The organism is Streptomyces sp. NPDC043427, assembly GCF_056436655.1.
Genome location: NZ_JBWKCC010000011.1, coordinates 180,984 through 197,287, shown reverse-complemented (window position 1 = coordinate 197,287; position 16,304 = coordinate 180,984). Strand labels below are relative to the sequence as shown.

Here is a 16,304-nt window from a genome sequence, read left to right as displayed (position 1 = left end):
GCAGGTCAGAGCCGCTTTCCGCCTGTCCCGAAGGACTAACAACCATGGCCGCCACCCCGCAGAACCCTGCCGCCTCCGCGCCCCGCCGCAAGGTGAGCCGTCACCGCGGTGAGGGTCAGTGGGCCGCGGGTCACTTCACCCCGCTCAACGGCAACGAGCAGTTCAAGAAGGACGACGACGGTCTCAACGTACGGACACGTATTGAGACGATCTACTCCAAGCGGGGCTTCGACTCGATCGACCCCAACGACCTGCGCGGCCGGATGCGCTGGTGGGGCCTGTACACCCAGCGCAAGCCCGGGATCGACGGCGGCAAGACCGCGATCCTGGAGCCGGAGGAGCTGGACGACAAGTTCTTCATGCTGCGCGTCCGTATCGACGGCGGCCGGCTGACCACCCGCCAGCTGCGGGTCATCGGCGAGATCTCGCAGGAGTTCGCGCGCGGCACCGCCGACATCACCGACCGACAGAACATCCAGCTGCACTGGATCCGCATCGAGGACGTGCCCGAGATCTGGAACCGCCTGGAGGCGGTCGGCCTGTCCACGACCGAGGCCTGCGGCGACACCCCGCGTGTCGTCATCGGCTCGCCGGTCGCCGGGATCGCCGAGGACGAGATCGTCGACGGCACCCAGGCCATCGACGAGATCCACCGGCGGTTCATCGGCAGCAAGGAATTCTCCAACCTGCCCCGCAAGTTCAAGACGGCGATCTCCGGCTCCCCGCTCCTCGACGTCGCCCACGAGATCAACGACGTGGCGTTCGTCGGCGTCGAGCACCCCGAGCACGGCCCCGGCTTCGACCTGTGGGTCGGCGGCGGCCTGTCCACCAACCCGAAGATCGGCGTCCGGCTCGGCGCCTGGGTCCCGGCGGATGAGGTCCCGGACGTCTGGGCCGGCGTGATCGGCATCTTCCGCGACTACGGCTACCGGCGCCTTCGTACGAAGGCCCGCCTGAAGTTCCTGGTCGCCGACTGGGGCGCGGAGAAGTTCCGCCAAGTCCTCCAGGACGAGTACCTCAAGCGCGAGCTGGTCGACGGCCCCGCGCCGGCCCAGCCCGTGGAGCGCTGGCGCGACCACATCGGTGTGCACCGGCAGAAGGACGGCCGTTTCTACGTCGGGTTCGCCCCGCGGGTCGGCCGCGTGGACGGCGCCACCCTGACGAAGATCTCCGAGGTCGCCGAGGCGCACGGCTCGGGCCGGGTCCGTACGACCGTCGAGCAGAAGATGATCGTGCTCGACGTCGAGGAGGCGCAGGTCGACTCCCTCGTCGAGGCGCTGGAGGCGCTGGACCTCACCGCCAAGCCCTCCCCCTTCCGGCGCGGCACCATGGCCTGCACCGGCATCGAGTACTGCAAGCTCGCCATCGTCGAGACGAAGGCGCGCGGCGCCGCGCTGATCGACGAACTGGAGCGCCGTATCCCGGACTTCGACGAGCCGATCACCATCAACCTCAACGGCTGCCCGAACGCCTGCGCCCGTATCCAGGTGGCGGACATCGGTCTCAAGGGCCAGCTCATGCTCAACGACCGGGGCGAGCAGGTCGAGGGCTACCAGGTGCACCTGGGCGGCGCGCTCGGCCTGGAGGCCGGCTTCGGCCGCAAGGTCCGCGGTCTGAAGGTGACCTCGGAGGAGCTGCCGGACTACGTCGAGCGGGTCCTCACGCGCTTCCAGGCGGAGCGCGAGGACGGCGAGCGGTTCGCGACGTGGGCCGCGCGCGCTTCCGAGGAGGCCCTTTCGTGAGCGCGGCGAACGAAACGAAGGACGCAGTATGAGCGAGCGGGCCGCCCCCTTCTACTGCCCCTACTGCGGCGACGAGGACCTGCGTCCGAGCGAGCAGAGTCACGGCGCCTGGGAATGCGCGGCGTGCAGTCGCGCATTCCAGCTGAAGTTCCTCGGGCTGCTGGCCCGGGGAGTTCAGCGAGCCGACGATGGAGGGGACCGCATATGACCACGGCTCAGGAAGAACGGACCGCCGAGGAGCTGAAGGCGCTGGCCGAGCAGGCCGGCCGTGACCTGGAGGACGCCTCCGCGCTGGAGATCCTCCAGTGGGCGGTGGACACCTTCGGCAGGCGTTTCTGCGTGACCTCGTCGATGGAGGACGCTGTGGTGGCGCATCTGGCGTCCCGTGTCCTCAAGGGCGTGGACGTCGTCTTCCTCGACACCGGCTACCACTTCCCCGAGACCATCGGCACCCGGGACGCGGTCGAGGCGGTGATGGACGTCAACGTCATCACCCTCACCCCGCGCCAGACGGTCGCCGAGCAGGACGCGGAGCACGGTCCGAAGCTGCACGACCGCGACCCCGACCTGTGCTGCAAGCTGCGCAAGGTGCAGCCTCTCGAAGAGGGGCTCAAGGGCTACCAGGCCTGGGCGACCGGTCTGCGCCGCGACGAGTCGCCGACCCGGGCGAACACCCCGGTCGTCGGCTGGGACGAGAAGCGGGGCAAGGTCAAGGTCTCCCCCATCGCCCGCTGGACCCAGGACGACGTGGACGCCTATGTCGCCGAACACGGGGTGCTCACCAACCCGCTGCTGATGGACGGCTACGCCTCCGTCGGCTGCGCCCCCTGCACCCGCCGCGTCCTGGAGGGCGAGGACGCGCGGGCCGGTCGCTGGGCCGGACGGTCCAAGACCGAGTGCGGACTGCACGGATGACGATCCCCACCGAGAAGCAGGAGAATCACGTGACGACCGGAGCCACCGTCTGGCTCACGGGTCTGCCGAGTGCCGGCAAGACCACCATCGCGTACGAGCTGGCCGGCCGGCTGCGCGAGGAGGGCCACCTCGTCGAGGTGCTCGACGGGGACGAGATCCGCGAGTTCATCTCGGCGGGCCTCGGCTTCACCCGCGAGGACCGGCACACCAACGTGCAGCGCATCGGCTTCGTCGCCGAGCTGCTGGCCCGTAACGGCGTCAAGGTGCTCGTCCCCGTGATCGCGCCGTACACCGACAGCCGGGACGCCGTGCGCAAGCGGCACCAGCAGGGCGGGACGGCGTACCTCGAGGTGCACGTGGCGACTCCGGTCGAGGTGTGCTCCGTACGCGATGTGAAGGGTCTGTACGCCAAGCAGGCCGCGGGCGAACTGACGGGGCTCACCGGGGTCGACGACCCGTACGAGGAGCCCGAGTCGCCCGATCTGCGGATCGAGTCGCAGAACCAGACCGTGCAGGAGTCCGCGGCGTCGGTGTACGCCCTGCTCAGCGAAAGGGGACTGGCATGACGACCGTCGCGAAGGTCAAGGAGGGCGACGAGGGCACGGACAGCTCGTACGCCCTCAGCCACCTGGACGCGCTGGAGTCCGAGGCGGTGCACATCTTCCGCGAGGTGGCGGGCGAGTTCGAGAACCCGGTGATCCTGTTCTCCGGCGGCAAGGACTCCATCGTCATGCTGCACCTGGCGCTGAAGGCGTTCGCGCCGGCGTCGGTTCCGTTCTCGCTGCTGCACGTGGACACCGGGCACAACTTCCCCGAGGTCCTCGAGTACCGGGACCGTACGGTCGCCCGGCACGGGCTGCGGCTGCACGTCGCCTCCGTGCAGGACTACATCGACCGGGGTGTGCTGCGCGAGCGTCCCGACGGCACCCGCAACCCGCTGCAGACGCTGCCGCTGACGGAGAAGATCCAGTCGGAGAAGTTCGACGCGGTCTTCGGCGGCGGCCGTCGCGACGAGGAGAAGGCGCGCGCCAAGGAGCGGGTGTTCTCGCTGCGCGACGAGTTCTCGCAGTGGGACCCGCGCCGGCAGCGGCCCGAGCTGTGGAACCTGTACAACGGGCGGCACGCGCCCGGCGAGCACGTACGGGTGTTCCCGCTCAGCAACTGGACCGAGCTGGACGTCTGGCAGTACATCGCCCGTGAGGGCATCGAGCTGCCGGAGATCTACTTCGCGCACGAGCGGGAGGTGTTCCAGCGGGCCGGGATGTGGCTGACCGCCGGTGAGTGGGGCGGCCCCAAGGACAGCGAGACCGTCGAGAAGCGCCTCGTGCGCTACCGGACCGTCGGTGACATGTCCTGCACGGGTGCCGTCGACTCCGACGCGGTGACGCTGGAGCAGGTCATCACCGAGATCGCCGCCTCCCGGCTCACCGAGCGCGGCGCCACTCGCGCCGACGACAAGATGTCCGAGGCCGCGATGGAAGACCGCAAGCGCGAGGGGTACTTCTAAGCATGAGCACGATCACGACCGAGGCGCTCTCGGAGACCACCCTCCTGCGGTTCGCCACCGCCGGTTCCGTCGACGACGGCAAGTCCACGCTCGTCGGACGCCTGCTGCACGACTCCAAGTCGATCCTCACCGACCAGCTGGAGGCCGTGGAGCGCGCCTCCGCGAGCCGCGGAGCCGAGGGCCCCGACCTCGCGCTGCTCACGGACGGTCTGCGCGCCGAGCGCGAGCAGGGCATCACCATCGACGTGGCCTACCGCTACTTCGCCACCCCGCGCCGCCGGTTCATCCTCGCGGACACGCCGGGCCACGTGCAGTACACGCGGAACATGGTCACGGGCGCGTCGACCGCCGAGCTGACGGTGATCCTCGTCGACGCCCGCAACGGCGTCGTCGAGCAGACCCGCCGGCACGCCGCGATCGCGGCGCTGCTGCGCGTGCCGCACGTCGTCCTCGCCGTCAACAAGATGGACCTCGTCGAGTACGAGGAGTCCGTGTTCGCCGCGATCGCCGAGGAGTTCACGGCGTACGCGACCGAGCTGGGCGTCCCGGAGGTCACCGCGATCCCGATCTCGGCGCTCGCCGGCGACAACGTCGTGGACGCGTCCGGGAACATGGACTGGTACGGCGGTCCGACGGTGCTCGAGCACCTGGAGACGGTGCCGGTCGCCCACGACCTGGCGCACTGCCACGCCCGCCTGCCCGTGCAGTACGTGATCCGCCCGCAGACCTCGGAGCACCCGGACTACCGGGGCTACGCGGGTCAGATCGCGGCCGGTTCGTTCCGGGTCGGTGAGCAGGTCACGGTGCTGCCGTCCGGCCGTACGACACGGATCTCGGGAATCGACCTGCTCGGCGAGCCGGTCGACGTCGCCTGGACCACGCAGTCGGTGACCGTCCTGCTCGAGGACGACATCGACGTCTCGCGCGGCGATCTGATCGTGCCCAGCAAGGACGCCCCGGCGACCACGCAGGACGTCGAGGCCACGGTCTGCCATGTCGCCGACGCCCCGCTGACCGTCGGCCACCGGGTGCTGCTCAAGCACGGCACCCGCACGGTCAAGGCCATCGTCAAGGACATCCCGTCCCGTCTCACGCTCGACGACCTGTCCCTGCACCCGCACCCGGGACAGCTCGTCGCCAACGACATCGGCCGGGTGAAGATCCGTACCGCCGAGCCGCTGCCGGTCGACTCCTACTCCGACTCGCGCCGCACCGGCTCGTTCATCCTCATCGACCCCGCCGACGGCACCACGCTCACCGCGGGCATGGTCGGCGAGTCGTTCGCGTCCCCGGAGCCCGTCAAGGACGAGGCCGAGGACGACGGGTGGGACTTCTGAGCATGGACTCCACCGACTTCTACTCGACGTTCGCCAAGGAGGGCGGCCGCGTCGGCAGCGGCGCCCTCGGCAGCGGGCAGGGCGGGGTCGCGCGATGTGTGCGGTGACGTACGCGCACTGCCTGCGCGCCCTCACCCCCCACCGCAAGCGAAGACCTGCCGACCTCCCGGCCACGACCTGAGAGACCGTGACCGCCGGGCCATCGAGAGGAACACCTCCCGTGCCTGCCACAACCGCATTCCGCCGCTCCCTCGCGGTGATCGTCGCGCTCCCCCTGCTGACCCTCGCCGCCTGCGGCTACGGCTCGAAGGCCGAGGACAAGCCGGCCGCCCAGAAGGTCGCCGCCGGGGCGAAGAAGACCGACGGTCTCGACTCCGTCAAGATCGGCTACTTCGGCAACCTGACCCACGGGACCGCGCTCGTCGGCCGGAACAAGGGGTACTTCCAGAAGGCGCTCGGCGCCACCGAGGCCAAGTACCAGGTGTTCAACGCGGGTCCGTCCGAGATCGAGGCCCTGAACTCCGGTGCCATCGACATCGGCTGGATCGGCCCCTCCCCGGCGATCAACGGCTACACCAAGTCCGACGGCAAGAACCTGCGCATCATCGGCGGTGCGGCGTCCGGCGGTGTGAAGCTCGTCGTCAACCCGAAGAAGATCAAGTCCCTGAAGGACGTCAAGGGCAAGAAGATCGCGACGCCGCAGCTCGGCAACACGCAGGACGTGGCGTTCCTCAACTGGATCGCCGAGCAGGGCTGGAAGGTCGACGCGGAGAGCGGCAAGGGCGACGTGTCGGTCGTGCGCACCGACAACAAGGTCACCCCCGACGCCTACAAGTCCGGTTCCATCGACGGTGCCTGGGTTCCGGAGCCGACCGCGTCCAAGCTGGTCGCCGAGGGCGCGAAGGTGATCCTCGACGAGGGCGACCTGTGGCCGGACAAGAAGTTCGTGATCACGAACATCATCGTGCGCCAGGCCTTCCTCAAGGAGCACCCGGAGGCCGTCGAGGCCGTGCTGAAGGCGTCCGTCGACGCCAACAAGTGGATCAACGCCAACCCGGACGAGGCGAAGACGGCGGCGAACGCGCAGCTCAAGACGGACTCCGGCAAGGCCCTGCCCGCCGAGGTCCTGGACCCGGCGTGGAAGTCCATCCAGTTCACCGACGACCCGCTGGCCGCCACCCTCAACACCGAGGCGGAGCACGCGGTCAAGGCCGGTCTCCTGGAGAACCCGAAGCTGGACGGCATCTATGACCTCACGCTGCTGAACAAGGTCCTCAAGGCCGAGGGCGCGAGCACGGTCGACGACGCCGGTCTCGGCGTCAAGTAAGCCCGAATCCCGAGAGTTCCCAGGAGGTGACGACCATGGCAACCGCCCTCGCCAAGGTTGCGGAAGGCTCCCAGTCGGTGGAGCACGCGGCACGCATCGAGCACGTATCGAAGTCGTTCGCCGGGCCCGCCGGGCAGCAGCTCGTCCTCGACGACATCACCCTGGATGTCGCACCGGGCGAGTTCGTCACCCTCCTGGGGGCCTCGGGCTGCGGCAAGTCCACTCTGCTGAACCTGGTGGCGGGCCTCGACCGGCCCTCCGCCGGCAGCATCACGACCGACGGGCGCCCGGCTCTGATGTTCCAGGAGCACGCCCTGTTCCCGTGGCTGACCGCGGGCAAGAACATAGAACTCGCCCTGAAGCTGGGGGGAGTCGCGAAGAGCGAGCGGCGCGGCCGGGCCGAGGAACTGCTCGAACTGGTCCGGCTGAAGGGCGCGTACGGCAAGCGGGTGCACGAGCTGTCCGGTGGTATGCGCCAGCGTGTGGCGCTGGCCCGCGCGCTCGCCCAGGACAGCCGACTGCTGCTGATGGACGAGCCGTTCGCGGCGCTGGACGCGATCACCCGGGACGTGCTGCACGACGAGCTCACCCGGATCTGGGCCGAGACCGGGGTGTCCGTCCTGTTCGTCACGCACAACGTGCGCGAGGCGGTGCGGCTGGCGCAGCGCGTCGTGCTGCTGTCGTCGCGGCCGGGCCGGATCGCGCGCGAGTGGACGGTGGACATCCCGCAGCCGCGCCGCATCGAGGACGCGCCCGTGGCCGAACTGTCCCTGGAGATCACCGAAGTCCTGCGTGGGGAGATCCGCCGTCATGGCCAGCACTGAGACCACCGACACGACGGCGGAGGCCCCCGTCAAGGAAAGCTCCGGCCTGGGCGGCCTGGAGGCGGGTCTCGACGCCCTGGAGACCTCGGCCGCGGGCCGTACGCCGTTCCGGCAGACCTTCACCCAGAAGATCCTGCCGCCGATCACCGCGATCCTGGTGGTCCTGGTGGTCTGGCAGCTGCTGGTCTCGCTGAAGATCGTCGACGACCCGACGAAGCTGCCCTCGCCCGCCGACGTGGGGGGCGAGTTCAAGGACGCCTGGCTGGAGGGCAAGCTCCTCGGCTACATCTGGACCAGTGTCTCGCGCGGTCTGCTCGGCTTCCTGCTGGCGCTCGCCATCGGCACCCCGCTGGGTCTGCTGGTGGCCCGCGTGAAGTTCGTGCGCGCGGCGATCGGCCCGATCCTGTCCGGTCTGCAGTCGCTGCCGTCGGTGGCGTGGGTGCCGCCGGCGGTGATCTGGCTGGGTCTGAACAACTCGATGATGTACGCGGTGATCCTGCTCGGCGCCGTGCCGTCCATCGCCAACGGTCTCGTCTCCGGCATCGACCACGTGCCGCCGCTGTTCCTGCGGGCGGGCCGCACGATGGGCGCGACGGGCCTCAAGGGCGCCTGGCACATCGTCATGCCGGCCGCGCTGCCCGGCTATCTGGCGGGTCTGAAGCAGGGCTGGGCCTTCTCCTGGCGCTCGCTGATGGCGGCGGAGATCATCGCCTCCTCGCCCGACCTTGGCATCGGTCTGGGCGCGCTGCTGGAGAACGGCCGCAACGCCAGCTCCATGGCGATGGTGTTCGAGGCCATCATCCTGATCCTGTTCGTCGGTATCGCGATCGACCTGCTGATCTTCAGTCCGCTGGAGCGGTGGGTGCTGCGCAACCGCGGTCTGCTGGTGAAGAGCTGAGTCACCGCGATGCGCAACCCGGTCGTCCTCGTCATCGCGCACGGCAGCCGCGACCCGCGGCACGCCGCGACCGTGCACGCCCTCGTGCGGCGCGTACGGTCGCTGCGGCCGGGGCTGCGCGTGGAGACCGGCTTCCTGGACTTCAACATCCCCTCCGTGCAGGGGGTGCTGGAGTCCCTGGCGGCGGAGGGCGTCCGTGACGTCGTGGCGCTGCCCCTGCTGCTGACCCGCGCCTTCCACGCGAAGGCCGACATCCCGGCGGTCCTGCGGGACGCGCCGCCGCAGCTGCGGATCCGCCAGGCGCAGGTGCTGGGCCCGTCCCCGCTGCTGCTGTCCGCCCTCGAACGGCGGCTGTACGAGGCGGGACTGACGCCCGCCGACAAGTCCTCGACCGGGGTCGTCCTGGCCTCGGCGGGGTCCACCGACCCGGAGGCGATCGCAGTGATCGCAGATATCGCGCGGGAGTGGCGGCACACCGGTTGGTGCGCCGTGCGACCTGCGTTCGCCTCCGCATCCCTCCCTCGCACCGAGGACGCGGTGCGTGAACTGCGCTCCCTGGGCTGCAGGAAGGTCGCGGTCGCCCCGTACGTCCTCGCCCCCGGCTTCCTGCCGGACCGCATCGCGCGGGGCGCCGCGGAGGCGGACGTACGGGCCGAGGTGCTGGGCCCGGCGCCCGAGGTGGCGGCGCTGCTGCTGGAGCGGGTGGACTCGGCGGCGGTTCGGGCGCCGCTCTGCCGCACGGCCTGACGCGCCCGCGGTCCTCAGGGCTCCGAAACGCGGGGAGCCCTCAGTCGAACGACAGCCCTCCCGTCCGGGTGCGCTTCAGCTCGAAGAAGTCGGGCTCGCCGGCCAGGACGCGGAAGGCCTCGAAGAGTTCGGCCGCCCGTGCGCCGCGCGGGATCGCCCGGAGCACGGGCCCGAACCACACCGTGCCGTCCACATGGATCGTCGGCGTCCCGACGTAACCGCCCGAGTCCGGCTCCACGCCCGCGTCGTGGCTGCGCCGTACCGCCTCGTCGTACGACGTGTCGTGCGCGGCGGCCGCCAGGGCGGCGGGCAGGCCGAGTTCGGCGAGGGACTCGGTGACGACGGCGTCGTAGTCGTCGGCGCGCTGTTCGTGAATGCGGGTGCCGAACGCGGTGTACAGGTCGCGCAGGACCTTCTCGCCGTGCTGTTCGGCGGCGGCGACGGCGACCCGCACCGGGCCGATCGACTTGTCGACCAGCGTGCGGTACCAGTCGGGGAGTTCGTTGCCGAGGTTGTGCAGGTAGAGGCTCATCGTGTGGAAGCGGAGGTCGAGCGGGCGTTCCCGCTCGACCTCCAGCAGCCAGCGGGAGGTGATCCAGGCGAAGGGGCAGGCGGCGTCGAACCAGAAGTCGACGCGAACGGGTGAGGCGTGGTTCATGCCGTCGACGTTAGGCGTGCACCGGATGGGAGTCCCGGTCCAATCAGGCGCTTTCCATGTGGTCCACTTGGGCGCGCTCCTCGAGGCTCACCAGCTCCGCCACCGGCATCGACCCGGCTGCCCTCCGTTCCCGCGCGAAGGTGTTGGCGAGGCGTTGCAGCAGTTCGTTCAGCGGCGTCGGGACGCCGTGCGAGCGGCCCAGCAGCACGATCTCACCGTTGAGGTAGTCGGCCTCGATGGTGCCGGTGGCGCGGGTGAGGGACTGCCAGGAGGAGCCGCCGCCGCGGGGCGTGCCGGGGAGGGGTACGAGGGTGATCTTGTCGCCGCGGATCCGCTGCTGTTCCTCGACGCTCGTGTACGGGATGCCGGCCGCGTCCAGCACCGCCTCGCCCTCGGCGCGGACCCTGGCGTAGAAGGCCCGGGCCTCGTCGCTGTCGATGGGGCCGGCGACGGCCTCCAGGGCGTTGCCGAGGTTGCCCAGGAGCTTGGCGTACTGCCAGCGCGCCACGTCCTCTACGACCGGTGCCTCGAACTTCGACTTCTCGAGGTCGGCGGCGATCAGCCGGGCGGTCTCGTCGGTGCCGTGCGGGTACCGGCCGAGGTGGAGGACGCCGGTGAGGGGGGTGCCGGCGGCGGAGACGACGCCGGGTTCGACGTAGGCCGACGGGAGCCAGACGCAGACGCCGTACACGTGCCGGAAGCGGCGCAGGGCGAGCCGCTGGCTCTCCACGCCGTTCTGGGCGCAGACCAGGGCCAGTCGCTCGGCCGCGGTGCCGCCGCCCTCGACGGGGGCCGGGGCCCACGCCTGGAGGGCGGCCTCGCTGTCCTGCGTCTTGACGGCGAGGACCAGGACGTCGTCGGCGCCCAACTCGCCCAGCGCGCCGGGGCCGTCGACCGTCGGCAGCCGGTACGTCAGCTCACCCTCCGGCACTCTCAGCCGCAGTCCGCCCTCGCGCAGCGCCGCGTGGTGCGCGCCGCGCGCGACCAGGACGACCTCGTGTCCGGCACCCGCCAGCCGGCCGCCGATCGTGCCGCCGACCGCTCCTGCCCCGATGATGATGTAGCGCATGGGACGAGCTTCGCACAGAGGTGTGTACGCTCCGTCAAATGATCGAGGAAACGTTCACGTTCGGCGGGGACCTGACCGTCCGTCGCCTCGGTTACGGGACCGCGCAGCTCACCGGGCCCGGTTACTGGGGTCCACGCGGTGACGCCCGGGACGCGGTGGCGGTGCTGCGGCGGGCGGTGGAGCGTGGGGTGACGCTGATCGACACGGCGGACAACTACGGGCCGTCCGTCGCCGAGGAACTGGTCGCCGAGGCCCTGTACCCCTACCCCGCGGGACTGTTGGTCGCCACGAAGGGCGGGGTCGTGCGCACCAGTGATCACGCCTGGCACGTCGACGGGCGTCCGGAGCGGTTGCGGGCGATGTGCGAGGCGAGTCTGCGCAGGCTCCGGTTGGAGACCATCGACCTGTATCAGCTGCACCGGCTCGACCCCGAAGTGCCCCTGGCCGAACAGCTCGGTGCGCTCGACGAGTTGCGCGCCGAGGGCAAGGTCCGGCACATCGGCCTCGACACGGTCACCGCCGAAGAGCTCGAAGCGGCTCTGGAGTTGACGGACGTCGTGTCCGTCCAGAACCGCTACAACCTCCTCGACCGCGCCTGTGAGCCCCTGTTGGCGCTGTGCGAGGCGCGCGGGATCGCCTTCCTGCCGTGGTTCCCGCTGGGCAACGGGGCGTTGACAGCGGACCCGGTGTGCGCGTCGGTCGCCGCCGCGCACGGGGTCACCCCGGGGCAGGTCGCCCTGGCCTGGCTGCTGCACCGCTCGCCCGTGCTCTGCCCGACTCCAGGCACGGGGTCGCTCGCCCACCTGGAGCAGAACCTCGACGCGGCCGCCGTACGACTGTCGCAGGCCGACCTGGACGCCCTCGCGGTCAGGCCTGCTCCGTCAGCTCCACCAGCTTGACGACCGTGTTCCAGTTGCGGGACGTGGCGATCAGGCCCTTGTTGATGCGCGGCTTGGACAGGTGCTCGGCGAGCTTGGAGCGGCCGAGGCCCTCGGGGGCGTACAGGTACAGCGCGCGGTCGCCGAGGCGGAACTCCTCCGGGAGGTAGGCGGCCCGGTCGATCTCGGCGAAGCGCTTGTCGTCCACGGGCACGGAGAAGTACGTGACGTGGAGCTGCTTGGCCTCCAGTTCGGCGGCCGGGAACGGGCAGGCGTCGACGATCGCCTTCAGGTAGGCGTGGTCGCGCACGATCACGTCGACGGAGAAGCCGAAGCGCTTCTCGACCGCTCCCGAGAGCTCGGCGGCGAGGGACTCCTCGTCGCCGTGATCGGAGGCGAACACGGCCTGGCCGCTCTGGAGGTAGGTGCGGACGGCGCCGTGACCGAGGCCCTCCATCAGGGTGCGCAGCTCGGCCATCGGAACCTTCTTGCTGCCGCCCACGTTGATTCCGCGCAGCAGCGCCGCATACGTCTTCGTCGTCATCCGCACACCATATGGCGGCCCGCGCGCCCGTCCCTGATCATGACCCCTGAGTCCGTCATATAGATGTAAGGGGCCACGGTCCTCCCCAGTGGGGAGGAGACGGGGTCCGTCGGGAGGACCCGCGCCCCTCGCACTTCACCAGCGAGTACGAGGAGACGGCTTTATTCAGCCCCTACCTTCGAAGCGGAAGGTGGCGGCAGGGGGCTGCCACCGCTCACAAGGGGGGCAAGCCCGTCATGGGGAAGACAGACACGCGGGTGCGCGGTCTCGCCGCGCGGGCCGGCGGCTGGAGCGCACGCCATCGATGGGCTGCCGTCGGCATCTGGGTGCTGTTCGTCGTCCTGGCCATGGGGATCGGCTCGGCCATGGGCACGGTCGAGGTCAAGGAGAGCGACCAACTGGCGGGCGAGACCCACACCGCCGCAAAGATCATCGAGGACGCCGGTATCGAGGAGCCGGCCAGTGAGACCGTCCTCGTCCAGGCGAAGGACGGCGCCCTCAAGGCCACGGACACGGAGTTCAAGGACGCCGTCGCCGCGGTCGTGAAGGCCGTCGAGGGGACCGGCAAGGTCACCGACGTGAAGTCGCCGTACGACACGGACACGATCTCGAAGGACGGGCGCACCGCGCTCGTGCAGTTCGACATGCGCGGTGACTCCGACACCGCGGGCGAGCGGGTCGAGCCGGTGCTCAGGGCCGTCGAAGGCGTCCAGAAGGACCACTCCTCGCTGCGGATCGAGGAGATCGGCGGCGCCAGCATGATGAAGACGTTCAAAGACGCGTTCGGCAACGACTTCCAGCAGGCCGAGTACTCCGCGGTGCCGGTGGCCCTGGGCATCCTGCTGATCGCCTTCGGGGCGCTGGTGGCGGCGCTGCTGCCGGTACTGCTGGCGCTCACCGCGATCATGGCGACGATGGGTCTGATGGGCATCGCCAGCCACTTCCAGCCGATGGACGACTCCTCCAGCTCCGTGATGCTGCTGGTCGGTCTGGCGGTGGGCGTCGACTACTGCCTATTCTACCTGCGCCGGGAGCGCGAGGAGCGGGCGGCGGGCCGGGACGCGGAGACGGCGCTGCGGATCGCCGCGGCGACCAGCGGCCGTGCCGTGATCGTCTCCGGTGTCACCGTGTGCGTGGCGATGGCGGGCATGCTGTTCACCGGGCTCTCCACCTTCCAGGCGATGGGCCTGGCCTCCCTGATGGTGGTGGCGGTCGCCATGGTCGGCTCGGTGACGGTGCTTCCCGCGCTGCTGTCGCTGCTCGGCGAGCGGGTGGAGAAGGGGCGGATTCCGTTCCTGCACCCCGACAAGCGCCGCAAGAACGGAAAGGGCCGACGCAGTGACGAGGGCAGCCGGTTCTGGAGCTCCGTGCTGAAGGTCGTGCTCGCCAAGCCCGCCGTCTCCCTGGTCGTCGCGGCCGGCGCGCTGCTCGCCATCGCGACGCCCGCGCTCGGCATGAAGACCCAGCAGCTCACCCTGGACCAGGAGTTCGGCGACTCGCTGCCCATCGTCCAGACGTACAACCGGCTCAACGAGGCCTTCCCGGGCGGCTCCGAGCCGGCCGAGGTCATCGTCAAGGCCAAGGACATCAACGCTCCCGAGGTGAAGTCCGCGCTGGCGGACTTCCGTGAGCGGGCGATCAGTTCGGGCGCCTCGCGCGGCCCGGTCGAGATCAAGCTGCACGACGCGCAGAACCTGGCCTACGTGTACGTCCCGCTGGTCGGCGGCTCCGACCTGGACAAGTCGGGCGCGAGCCTGGACAAGCTGCGCGACGAGGTACGGCCGGCCACCCTCGGCAAGGTCGACGGCGTCGAGGCCCCGATCACCGGTCAGGTCGCCGGTTCGAAGGACTTCAACGACCAGTTGGGCGGAGCCGTCGCCCCGGTCTTCGCGTTCGTCGTGGTCTTCGCCTTCCTGCTGATGCTGCTGTCGTTCCGCTCGCTGACGGTGGCGATCACCTCGATCGTGCTCAACCTGCTGTCGGTGGGCGCCGCGTACGGCATCCTCGTGGGCGTCTTCCAGCACGGCTGGGGCGCGTCGCTGGTGGGCGCGGAGGGCGTGGGCGCCATCGTCACCTGGCTGCCGCTGTTCCTCTTCGTGATCCTGTTCGGCCTGTCGATGGACTACCACGTGTTCGTGGTCTCGCGGATCCGTGAGGCGAGGATGCGGGGCCGTACGACGAACGAGGCGATCAAGCACGGTGTGGTCACCACGGCCGGCGTCGTCACCAGTGCCGCCGTCATCATGGTCGCCGTCTTCGCGATCTTCGGAACGCTGTCCATGCAGTCCATGAAGCAGATGGGTGTGGGCCTGGCGGCCGCGGTCCTGATCGACGCGACGATCATCCGGGGTGTGCTGCTCCCGGCGGTGATGGCGCTGCTCGGCGAGCGCAACTGGTACCTGCCGAAGTGGCTGCACCGGCTGCCCGACCTCACCCATGACGAGTCACCTGAGGCCATCGCGTCGCCGGTCCGGGACGACGAGGGCGAACCGCTGAGGGTCTGACCCCTCCGGTTCGAGACAAGGGCCCGCCGGTCTCCTTTGGGGAGGAGACCGACGGGCCCTCACTCATGCCTGACGGGCGGCAGGTCCGGCCCTCACGCCTTACGGCTGCGCAGCTCGGCCTCGATGAGGTCGGCCGCCCTCGTCGTGCCGCCCTCGCCGACCATCCCGGCCTGGATCTCCTTCAGCCGGCGCGCGACCTCCGGATCGTCGAGGAGGGCCTGGGCGGCCGCGCGCAGGGTCTCGGCGGTGGCCTCCTCCGTCGGGACATGGCGGGCGACGCCGAGCCCCTGGAGCATGTCGGCGTTGCCGAACTGGTCGACGGCCTGCGGTACGGCGATCATCGGCGTGGCGGTGGCCAGCCCCTCCTGGCTGCCGCCGGCCCCGGCGTGCGTGACGAACAGGTCGGCCTGCCTGAGGACCGCCAACTGCGGCACCCAGGACCGCACCTCCACGTTCGCCGGTACGTCGCCCAGGTCGGCCGCGTCCACGTGCTTGCCGACCTGGAGCACCAGGTGCCAGCCGGGCAGGTCGCCGAAGGCCTCGACGCACTCCCGGTAGAAGCCGGGCTGCTTGGTGAAGGACGAGCCGAGCGACACGAGCACGACCTTCTCGGCGCCGGCGGGGCGCTCCCAGTCACCCTCGGCGGAGCGGTCGCCCTGGCAGGCGCCGACGAAGGTGTACACGTTCTCGTCGACGCGGTCGGCGTTCGGCTGGAGCGCCTTCGGGATGAGGACGAGGGAGCGGGCGGGCCGGCCGGCGAACGGATCGGGGTGCTCGGTGATCCCGTTCTCCTCCAGCCACGCATGGAAGCGGGCGTAGTAGGCCTGCCCGCGCTCGGTCTTCCTCGGTTCCGCCCACATCGGCTCGGCGACCTCCTCCTCGTAGCCCTCCCAGGCGACGAGGTTCGGCGAGAGGGAGATCGCGGGTACGCCCCAGCGGTGGGCGAGGACGCGGGCCGGGTAGGCGGTGATGTCCTGCAGGACGAGGTCGGGTTCGTCGCCCTCGTAGGCGTCGATCAGCTGCGGGAGGGCCTGGATGGCGTCGTTGAGGAAGGGCTCCACGTTGTCGAGGAGCGTGGTCCCCCAGGCCGACGGGTCGTCGTCCGGCCCAGGCAGCGTGGAGTGCCAGAGCTTCACCTCGGCGCCGGTGGCGGCGACCTTCTCCGCGAACAAGGGCGGGATCGCGTAGGTGACCCGGTGCCCGCGCGCGACGAGTTCGCGGATCACCTCCAGGCTGGGGTTTACGTGGCCGTGGGCGGCGATGGAGAACATGGCGACGTGCGCGGGGGTGGTCATGAGCCGAGACCCTAGGCAAGACGATACGTCTCGTGCAACTCTATTGTCGGCCCCTGAAC

The 16,304-nt window shown here is 70.2% G+C and carries 15 protein-coding genes and 1 pseudogene; 12 read left to right on the top strand and 4 right to left on the bottom strand.

Annotation, left to right across the window (positions count from 1 at the left end; genetic code table 11):
- Positions 1 to 44: 44 nt before the first annotated feature.
- From AC067M_RS20275 to AC067M_RS20230, 10 genes are all read left to right on the top strand, one after another.
- On the top strand, positions 45 to 1,742 hold the full coding sequence (locus tag AC067M_RS20275; RefSeq protein ID WP_478698374.1) for a nitrite/sulfite reductase: 1,698 nt from the start codon (positions 45 to 47) through the stop codon (positions 1,740 to 1,742).
- 28 nt (positions 1,743 to 1,770) lie between these two features.
- Positions 1,771 to 1,950, top strand: coding sequence for a hypothetical protein (locus AC067M_RS20270; RefSeq protein ID WP_478698373.1), 180 nt, complete (start codon positions 1,771 to 1,773; stop codon positions 1,948 to 1,950).
- On the top strand, positions 1,947 to 2,657 hold the full coding sequence (locus AC067M_RS20265; protein ID WP_478698372.1) for a phosphoadenylyl-sulfate reductase: 711 nt from the start codon (positions 1,947 to 1,949) through the stop codon (positions 2,655 to 2,657). The genes AC067M_RS20270 and AC067M_RS20265 overlap by 4 nt, the downstream gene beginning before the upstream one ends.
- A complete protein-coding gene (gene cysC, locus AC067M_RS20260) occupies positions 2,654 to 3,223 on the top strand; it encodes an adenylyl-sulfate kinase (RefSeq protein WP_478698371.1) in 570 nt (189 codons plus the stop codon). The genes AC067M_RS20265 and cysC overlap by 4 nt, the downstream gene beginning before the upstream one ends.
- Complete coding sequence (cysD, locus tag AC067M_RS20255; protein ID WP_478698370.1) at positions 3,220 to 4,164, top strand: sulfate adenylyltransferase subunit CysD; 945 nt, start codon at positions 3,220 to 3,222, stop codon at positions 4,162 to 4,164. The genes cysC and cysD overlap by 4 nt, the downstream gene beginning before the upstream one ends.
- Positions 4,165 to 4,166: 2 nt before the next feature.
- Positions 4,167 to 5,501: a sulfate adenylyltransferase subunit 1 gene (locus tag AC067M_RS20250; RefSeq protein WP_478698369.1), complete on the top strand. Its 1,335-nt coding sequence runs from the start codon at positions 4,167 to 4,169 to the stop codon at positions 5,499 to 5,501.
- Positions 5,502 to 5,721: 220 nt separating this feature from the next.
- Complete coding sequence (locus AC067M_RS20245; protein WP_478698368.1) at positions 5,722 to 6,828, top strand: aliphatic sulfonate ABC transporter substrate-binding protein; 1,107 nt, start codon at positions 5,722 to 5,724, stop codon at positions 6,826 to 6,828.
- A 35-nt stretch (positions 6,829 to 6,863) separates the two neighbouring features.
- The gene (locus AC067M_RS20240) at positions 6,864 to 7,652 is read left to right on the top strand and encodes an ABC transporter ATP-binding protein (RefSeq protein ID WP_478698367.1); all 789 of its coding nucleotides are present in this window, start codon (positions 6,864 to 6,866) and stop codon (positions 7,650 to 7,652) included.
- Positions 7,639 to 8,550, top strand: coding sequence for an ABC transporter permease (locus tag AC067M_RS20235; protein ID WP_478698366.1), 912 nt, complete (start codon positions 7,639 to 7,641; stop codon positions 8,548 to 8,550). The genes AC067M_RS20240 and AC067M_RS20235 overlap by 14 nt, the downstream gene beginning before the upstream one ends.
- 9 nt (positions 8,551 to 8,559) lie before the next feature.
- Positions 8,560 to 9,297, top strand: a complete 738-nt coding sequence (locus tag AC067M_RS20230) for a sirohydrochlorin chelatase (protein WP_478698365.1) — start codon at positions 8,560 to 8,562, stop codon at positions 9,295 to 9,297.
- A 40-nt stretch (positions 9,298 to 9,337) separates the two neighbouring features.
- Here the strand turns inward: AC067M_RS20230 and AC067M_RS20225 are convergent, their stop codons facing one another.
- Both AC067M_RS20225 and AC067M_RS20220 read right to left on the bottom strand, forming a co-directional pair.
- Complete coding sequence (locus AC067M_RS20225) at positions 9,338 to 9,955, bottom strand: mycothiol-dependent nitroreductase Rv2466c family protein (protein WP_478698364.1); 618 nt, start codon at positions 9,953 to 9,955, stop codon at positions 9,338 to 9,340.
- A 43-nt stretch (positions 9,956 to 9,998) separates the two neighbouring features.
- Entirely contained in the window at positions 9,999 to 11,024 is a 1,026-nt protein-coding gene (locus AC067M_RS20220; protein WP_478698363.1) for a ketopantoate reductase family protein, read from the bottom strand.
- A 38-nt stretch (positions 11,025 to 11,062) separates the two neighbouring features.
- Between AC067M_RS20220 and AC067M_RS20215 the strand changes: the two genes are divergently transcribed.
- The gene (locus AC067M_RS20215; protein WP_478698362.1) at positions 11,063 to 11,923 is read left to right on the top strand and encodes an aldo/keto reductase; all 861 of its coding nucleotides are present in this window, start codon (positions 11,063 to 11,065) and stop codon (positions 11,921 to 11,923) included.
- Here the strand turns inward: AC067M_RS20215 and AC067M_RS20210 are convergent.
- Positions 11,892 to 12,446, bottom strand: a complete 555-nt coding sequence (locus AC067M_RS20210; protein ID WP_478698361.1) for a DUF1697 domain-containing protein — start codon at positions 12,444 to 12,446, stop codon at positions 11,892 to 11,894. The genes AC067M_RS20215 and AC067M_RS20210 overlap by 32 nt on opposite strands.
- 236 nt (positions 12,447 to 12,682) lie before the next feature.
- Between AC067M_RS20210 and AC067M_RS20205 the strand changes: the two genes are divergently transcribed.
- The gene (locus tag AC067M_RS20205; RefSeq protein WP_478698360.1) at positions 12,683 to 14,950 is read left to right on the top strand and encodes an MMPL family transporter; all 2,268 of its coding nucleotides are present in this window, start codon (positions 12,683 to 12,685) and stop codon (positions 14,948 to 14,950) included.
- Positions 14,951 to 15,042: 92 nt separating this feature from the next.
- Here AC067M_RS20205 and AC067M_RS20200 read toward each other — a convergent pair.
- Positions 15,043 to 16,289: pseudogene (locus tag AC067M_RS20200) on the bottom strand (glycosyltransferase).
- Positions 16,290 to 16,304 lie beyond the last annotated feature (15 nt).

Bases quoted from the DNA above. Each gene is read 5' to 3' on its own strand.
- AC067M_RS20275 (WP_478698374.1), top strand. From the start codon at position 45: ATGGCCGCCACCCCGCAGAACCCTGCCGCCTCCGCGCCCCGCCGCAAG.
- AC067M_RS20270 (WP_478698373.1), top strand. From the start codon at position 1,771: ATGAGCGAGCGGGCCGCCCCCTTCTACTGCCCCTACTGCGGCGACGAG.
- AC067M_RS20265 (WP_478698372.1), top strand. From the start codon at position 1,947: ATGACCACGGCTCAGGAAGAACGGACCGCCGAGGAGCTGAAGGCGCTG.
- cysC (WP_478698371.1), top strand. From the start codon at position 2,654: ATGACGATCCCCACCGAGAAGCAGGAGAATCACGTGACGACCGGAGCC.
- cysD (WP_478698370.1), top strand. From the start codon at position 3,220: ATGACGACCGTCGCGAAGGTCAAGGAGGGCGACGAGGGCACGGACAGC.
- AC067M_RS20250 (WP_478698369.1), top strand. From the start codon at position 4,167: ATGAGCACGATCACGACCGAGGCGCTCTCGGAGACCACCCTCCTGCGG.
- AC067M_RS20240 (WP_478698367.1), top strand. From the start codon at position 6,864: ATGGCAACCGCCCTCGCCAAGGTTGCGGAAGGCTCCCAGTCGGTGGAG.
- AC067M_RS20235 (WP_478698366.1), top strand. From the start codon at position 7,639: ATGGCCAGCACTGAGACCACCGACACGACGGCGGAGGCCCCCGTCAAG.
- AC067M_RS20230 (WP_478698365.1), top strand. From the start codon at position 8,560: ATGCGCAACCCGGTCGTCCTCGTCATCGCGCACGGCAGCCGCGACCCG.
- AC067M_RS20225 (WP_478698364.1), bottom strand. From the start codon at position 9,955: ATGAACCACGCCTCACCCGTTCGCGTCGACTTCTGGTTCGACGCCGCC.
- AC067M_RS20220 (WP_478698363.1), bottom strand. From the start codon at position 11,024: ATGCGCTACATCATCATCGGGGCAGGAGCGGTCGGCGGCACGATCGGC.
- AC067M_RS20215 (WP_478698362.1), top strand. From the start codon at position 11,063: ATGATCGAGGAAACGTTCACGTTCGGCGGGGACCTGACCGTCCGTCGC.
- AC067M_RS20210 (WP_478698361.1), bottom strand. From the start codon at position 12,446: ATGACGACGAAGACGTATGCGGCGCTGCTGCGCGGAATCAACGTGGGC.
- AC067M_RS20205 (WP_478698360.1), top strand. From the start codon at position 12,683: ATGGGGAAGACAGACACGCGGGTGCGCGGTCTCGCCGCGCGGGCCGGC.